Consider the following 1,038-nt stretch of genomic DNA (forward strand, 5'->3'; position numbering starts at 1 on the left):
TGTCTAATCGCAGTTGGTTCGTCAAGCATGAAGTTGTTGAGACGACGCTGCCGGGTGCATGGTTGTCTTCGCGGTCGACATTAGTCGCCGCATGATGGAGCTTCGCGGGACGAGCCTTCAATGTGGACGACGCACTTTGCTGAGACAGCGGTGCAACCGCATCAACGGAATGGCTCGGCTCACGTCCCGGCAGGGACGTTCAGGCGTTCAACTGCTGAACGCTATTCGTAGGCTCTCACGCTGCGGCTCCTGCATTTGGATCGAAGAACTCGCCTGCCCTGAGCATGGCATGCATGATCACCGCCAATTTCCGCGCCACAGCGACGGCCGCCCGTTTGAAGCCAATCCTTTCCCGCAGCTGGAGACCCCATGTACGCAGACTGCTGCCGGTTGAGCTGCGCGTCAGAATGACAGATGCTGCCTCGTAGAGCAGGCTTCGTAAATGGCGATCGCCACGGCGGGATATATGGCCGTCATAGTCGATTTCTCCGGATTGGTAGCGGCGGGTGGTCAGGCCGATCCAGGCGCCGACAGATCGGGACTTCTTGAAGTTACCCGGATCTTCAATGGCAGTGGCGAAAGAGGTCGCAGTGATGGCGCCGATGCCCGGGATCGACATGAGCATGCGGCATGCCTGGCTCTGACGTGCATCTGCGACGAGCTGGCGCCCAAGCTCGGCGGCACGAGTGCGAATGCTGCGCCAGGCTTCCAGCATCGGCAGCACGATGGACGCAAGCCCGTCCTGATCGGCAAGAAGGCGCCGGACGTTCTTCTCGAAGATGCTTCCCTTTCCGGCTGGAACGAGCAGACCGAAGGTTTTCATGATTCCACGAATCTGGTTGGAAAGTTCGGTGGTAATCCGGACCAGCCGTGTGCGTGCCGCCACGAGCGTCCGGGTCAACATGCTGTCGAAACCTTTCACGCGCACCTCGCGAAAGAACCCGACTTCTGCAAGCTGCGCCAAACCATCGGCATCATTCGCATCCGTCTTATTCGGAGCCGAGCCATGTCGAGCGCAGCTTTGGCGTGACGGGCATC

At 59.7% G+C, this 1,038-nt stretch carries 1 pseudogene; it reads right to left on the minus strand.

The features are described 5' to 3' along the window. Window positions 1-235 precede the first annotated feature (235 nt). Window positions 236-1,038, minus strand: a pseudogene (locus tag DH10_RS13290) (IS110 family RNA-guided transposase); the annotation flags it as partial.

The sequence above is a fragment of the Mesorhizobium silamurunense genome, assembly GCF_014843825.1.
Lineage (GTDB): Bacteria > Pseudomonadota > Alphaproteobacteria > Rhizobiales > Rhizobiaceae > Mesorhizobium > Mesorhizobium silamurunense.